The sequence below is a fragment of the Paenibacillus prosopidis genome (genome assembly GCF_003337375.1).
Taxonomy (GTDB): Bacteria; Bacillota; Bacilli; order Paenibacillales; family Paenibacillaceae; genus Pristimantibacillus; species Pristimantibacillus prosopidis.
In genome coordinates this window covers 1-4,376 of the sequence record NZ_QPJD01000049.1, presented here as the reverse complement: position 1 = coordinate 4,376, position 4,376 = coordinate 1, and the positions used below count along the sequence as shown (strand labels likewise).

Here is a 4,376-nt window from a genome sequence, read left to right as displayed (position 1 = left end):
CTGCCCTAGATGAAGAACGTCGGAAAGCCGTATGCGGGAAAACTGCACGTACGGTTTGATGAGAAGGGGCTGGATCCCCAGCTCTTTACTCTACTTAGTGACAGATAGAAACATCTAATATATTGTGCTTATCCAGTTGAATGGAGGGTCTGCCATGGGCATTAGGAATTATCTGATTGGAGGCGTTTCCGGCGCCGCAAAACTACGGTCTGCAACGAATTGCAGCGGCGCGGCTACCATGCTATTCATGGTGACCGTGAATTGGCGTATCAAGGCGATCCGAAAACTGGTACCCCGACGGATGGCTTTAAACCCGAACACCACATTTGGCATGTTGATGAAGTAAAAGCATTGGTCGACAATCAGGATGAGGCGGTAACATTTTTCTGCGGTGGTTCGCGGAATTACCCCAAATTCATCGACCTCTTCGACGGCGTGTTTGTCCTTGAGGTCGACCTGGAAACCTCTCTCCGGCGGATTGATGAGCGAGTGACGCTGGACCCAACTGACTGGGGTGGCAGACCAGAGGAACAGGAAATTAGTGCGCGCTTGCATCAAACGAGAGAAGGCATTCCTAAAAACGGGATTATAATCGACGCCACCGCACCGATCGCGTACGTCGTTGACGAAATCCTCCGTCAAATCGATGCAAATGAATGCCAATGACAGTAACTTTTACATTAGCGGTGACGGGCAATTTATGGGTTTCTTCTATCCGGATTCGATGAAAGGCGAGAAGGGGAAAGTGGTCTTTCTGTTCAAGAATGAAGCAGGCAAGGAGCTTACTTGGAAAAAGGAGCTAACGTTGAACTAAACATACGCAACGAAAGAAGGCACCCGTCAACCGGGTGCCTTTCGCTGTAATACCGCTAGCGCTGCCTATTCATAGCCTGGTATCTTCGAATCGTTCGATACATGCTTGGATCTTTCAAGTAGCGGAAGCCGCCTACCAGCGGCGTGGAGTTGGCTTCGATCATCCACACCTTGCCTTTCACGTCTACTGCGAGGTCGTAACCCCAGATCGTCTGGGACCCGAAGGTGCGGGAAAATACTTTGGACGCTTTTAGAGACAGATAATCGAGGTCGGCCATCGTTTTTCCGATATTTTTGACATTGGCCTGCCGTAATGCTCTTCGAACCGTTTCGACATTAGCTCCTTGCTGCAGGTTCGTAACGACGGATCCTTCTTTGCCGATCTTCGCGTGTTTGCCGGTAATGATCCATTTCGATTCGCCTTTGTTGCGCTGGACGATATAACGGAAATCGATCAGTTTGCCTTCGACTTTGGCGAGCGGGATGCAATATTGGATGATTAATGTACGCTTACCCTTTAGTTTGTTGATCAATGCCTTTAGCGCGTCTTGGCCGACGACCTTCTCATAGTGTCCCATCGTATGCACATGGTAAACCCCTGCACTAGCTGTCGACACTTTGATGATGCCAACGCCCCCGGAGCCGACGACGGGCTTCAGGATGATCTCGGGGTAGAGATTCAGCATTTTCGATAGATTGGAGGGCGAGTATCTGTGCGATTTCGGCAAAAATCTCACCAACGCCGGACTGTTCATTAATAGCTGATGTTTATACCATTTATTCCTTCGTAATTCGCTTGCCATCGATACCACACCCTCGCTGCATAGTCTATTTACTATACGAGCGATCATACGCGCATGATTGGTCCAACGCCCAATTGTGAGAAAATAGATTCGAACCTACGATTCATTTCTATCAGAGCGAATACACTATGTTCTGAGAAATGTTATTCGAAGGGGATGGTATAGTTGGAGCCGCTTCTCACGCTTGAACAGATTTTCGGCCGCGAATATGTCATAAACGGAAGAGGCTCGTATCATAACAGCCATTGGCTGCCTAATGAGGTTAGCCAGGATTCGTCTTCCGGCAGTTTGCTGACGCTGGCCGGGGACATTCCGATGGTATGTCATACAGATGTCAGGAGAGAATCCTGTCTCGCGCTGCTCCAAGCGGCAGGCCTGCGAACCGGGTCCAAACTTCTGACCTACGAGGATGCCGACAGCTACTATGATCGATTGGAAGGCCTGCAGCAAGACGGCAAGAGCGTCATATTTAATTATGCGCACCTGCCGAATGAATTCGAAGCAGGCCAATACTGGATTAAGAGGGAGCTTCTCTTATTCCTCAATAATAAAAGAAATCTAGCAGAGCTCGTTCAGAATCGGCATGTCCCTAGTCGCGTGCTGCTATCGATAGACGAATTCATGAACAATGATCGTTTACCGTACGATTATCCCTACGTCGTCAAAGCGGCTACCGACCAGCCTAGCGGCGGGGGAATCGAGGTCGTCATTTGCCGATCGAAGGCGGATCTCGAGCAGGCCAAGACGCTATTCCGCTCCTGTTCGTTCGTTGTCGTAGAGCAGTTTCTCGCGATTAAGAAAAATTTCTGCATTCAGTTCGCGCAAACGTACTCCGGGGAGCTGGTATATTTGGGCTCTGCCGAACAGATCATAACGGAGCAAGGAAAATACGCGGGGAACTGGTTCGATGAGCATGACCAGCCGCCTGCCGAAGCGATCGAGCTATGCAAGCAGGTTATGCACAAGGCGGTATCGCTAGGCTACTTTGGGTTTGCCGGTATAGATACGGTTATTACGGAGGACAATCAAATTTATATCATTGATTTGAACTTCCGGCAGAACGGTTCGACGGTGGCGCTCCTCTTTCGGAATAGTATCGTAAGCGAGTGGGGAGCGACGGTGATGAAAGCGAGGAAGTGGAAGTCGGATCGCGCTTTCGATGAATGTAAGATGCAGGTTGAGTCGTTCATATCGGAGAAACGGCTGCTGCCTCTGTGCATCTTCAACCCGACGGTTCAAACGGCGGAAAGGCCCATATTCATGTCTTGCGTATTGGTTGGGAACTCCAAAGAAGAGGTCATGGAAGCCGAACGGCAAATGCAAGCGCTGGGTTTTGAATAAGGGCTAGGTTATATGCAGCAAAAAAAAGCTGTCCGTAAGTCATTGCTCGATGACTAATGGGCAGCTTTTTTTCGTATCGTCCTCGATAACTTCATCGTGAAAAACTGCGTGCCGCAGCTGGAAGTACTCCAGCATGCTGATGTATTCTTTACCCACGGGGGAATGAACAGTACGAGCGAAGGGCTTTATTACGGCACGCCACTTGCTGTCATCCCGGTCTCCGCGGACCAGCCTATGGTAGCTCGGAGAGTATCCGAGCTGAGGGCGGGATTAGCGCTCGATCTCGGTGAACTTTCTCCGGTCCTTCTGCGCGAAACGGCTGAAACGCTGCTTGCCTTTCCTTCCTTCAAACAGCAGGCCGAGGTGATCGGTGCATCCTTCCGCGAGGCGGGTGGAGCATCCAAAGCGGCGGAAGTGATTTTACAATGGAGACACGCTTCAGTCTGATAAAGCCTAAGTTTACACATCGGAATTATAAGCACATCAGCACCAACAATTTAAAGGACGATCGGATATCCGGAGGCCTCCATCATTTCCGATAACACGGAAGCGGTGGAAGCTTTATTCATGAGTTTAATTACTGCTTGAAATACTTCCAAAAAAATTTCAGAAGAAGAAGCAAAACAGATAGCATTAACACGTGCTGAAGAGATAGATAAATCTCTTTCAAGAACCTATATAGTCCATGAAGTATCAAAAGGCTCAGAATCTTCAAAACCTGTTTGGATGATTAATCTGATAAACGTTGACAAAACATCAGTTTCTTCTTCTTTATGGTTCTATATCGATGCAAAGACAGGCAAAATACTCATGGTAAACGGTTATTAAATAGAACCAAGGATTTTATTAAGCTAAACATTCCTGTAAGGCCTAAGATTTGGCCTTTGTCAAAAAAGGAGCGCCTCGGTATGATGGGTTTGTCTACAACACATCAAGGAGGCGCTCTTACTATGAAGTTTAAGCAAAATGACAAACAAAATCAACGCATTGAACGAATTTCCACATCTCACCTTGTTGTGGGTATAGATATCGCGAAGGAAACTCATGTAGCACAAGCAACTAATTTTCGCGGCATCATACTTAGTAAGCGACATCTATCATTCTCAAATACAATTGAAGGATTCGAAAAATTAGAACGATGGATCGATGGATTACAACAGAAACATCGCTTAAAGGGACTCATAGTCGGCATGGAACCGACCGGACACTACGGGTATAACCTGGCCAATTGGTTTGCCGACAAGGGCAAGAGTGTTGTCATGGTGAATCCGGCGACTACCAAACGAAACAAGGAGAACCGCGACAATTCTCCCTCCAAGAGTGATCCGAAGGATGCACTTGTCATCGCTGATGTGGTCAGCCGAGGCTTTTACTATGAATACTCGCAACAGGCTATCGTTTTTCAAAGGTTGAAAACAA

6 protein-coding genes are annotated in these 4,376 nt (G+C 48.0%); 5 read left to right on the top strand and 1 reads right to left on the bottom strand.

Features of this window, described 5'->3' with window-relative positions:
* The first annotated feature begins 261 nt into the window (after window positions 1–261).
* On the top strand, window positions 262–666 hold the full coding sequence (locus DFP97_RS29965; RefSeq protein ID WP_220271207.1) for a nucleoside/nucleotide kinase family protein: 405 nt from the start codon (window positions 262–264) through the stop codon (window positions 664–666).
* 203 nt (window positions 667–869) lie between these two features.
* On the opposite strand, the gene DFP97_RS29960 is transcribed toward DFP97_RS29965, so the two are convergent.
* Window positions 870–1,616: a YheC/YheD family protein gene (locus tag DFP97_RS29960; protein ID WP_181873747.1), complete on the bottom strand. Its 747-nt coding sequence runs from the start codon at window positions 1,614–1,616 to the stop codon at window positions 870–872.
* 165 nt (window positions 1,617–1,781) lie between these two features.
* Between DFP97_RS29960 and DFP97_RS29955 the strand changes: the two genes are divergently transcribed.
* From DFP97_RS29955 to DFP97_RS29940, 4 genes are all read left to right on the top strand, one after another.
* Window positions 1,782–2,957: an ATP-grasp domain-containing protein gene (locus tag DFP97_RS29955; RefSeq protein ID WP_114384314.1), complete on the top strand. Its 1,176-nt coding sequence runs from the start codon at window positions 1,782–1,784 to the stop codon at window positions 2,955–2,957.
* Window positions 2,958–3,053: 96 nt separating this feature from the next.
* Window positions 3,054–3,404 carry a nucleotide disphospho-sugar-binding domain-containing protein gene (locus DFP97_RS29950; RefSeq protein ID WP_245976655.1) on the top strand — a complete coding sequence of 117 codons (351 nt, stop codon included), beginning with the start codon at window positions 3,054–3,056 and terminating at the stop codon, window positions 3,402–3,404.
* A 156-nt stretch (window positions 3,405–3,560) separates the two neighbouring features.
* The gene (locus DFP97_RS32415) at window positions 3,561–3,785 is read left to right on the top strand and encodes a PepSY domain-containing protein (protein WP_114384312.1); all 225 of its coding nucleotides are present in this window, start codon (window positions 3,561–3,563) and stop codon (window positions 3,783–3,785) included.
* A 122-nt stretch (window positions 3,786–3,907) separates the two neighbouring features.
* Window positions 3,908–4,376: IS110 family transposase (locus tag DFP97_RS29940; RefSeq protein WP_147275124.1), on the top strand; the 469-nt coding region annotated here is incomplete at its 3' end.

Excerpts from the sequence above, each read along its gene's own strand:
- DFP97_RS29960 (WP_181873747.1), bottom strand. The coding sequence starts at position 1,616 with ATGGCAAGCGAATTACGAAGGAATAAATGGTATAAACATCAGCTATTA.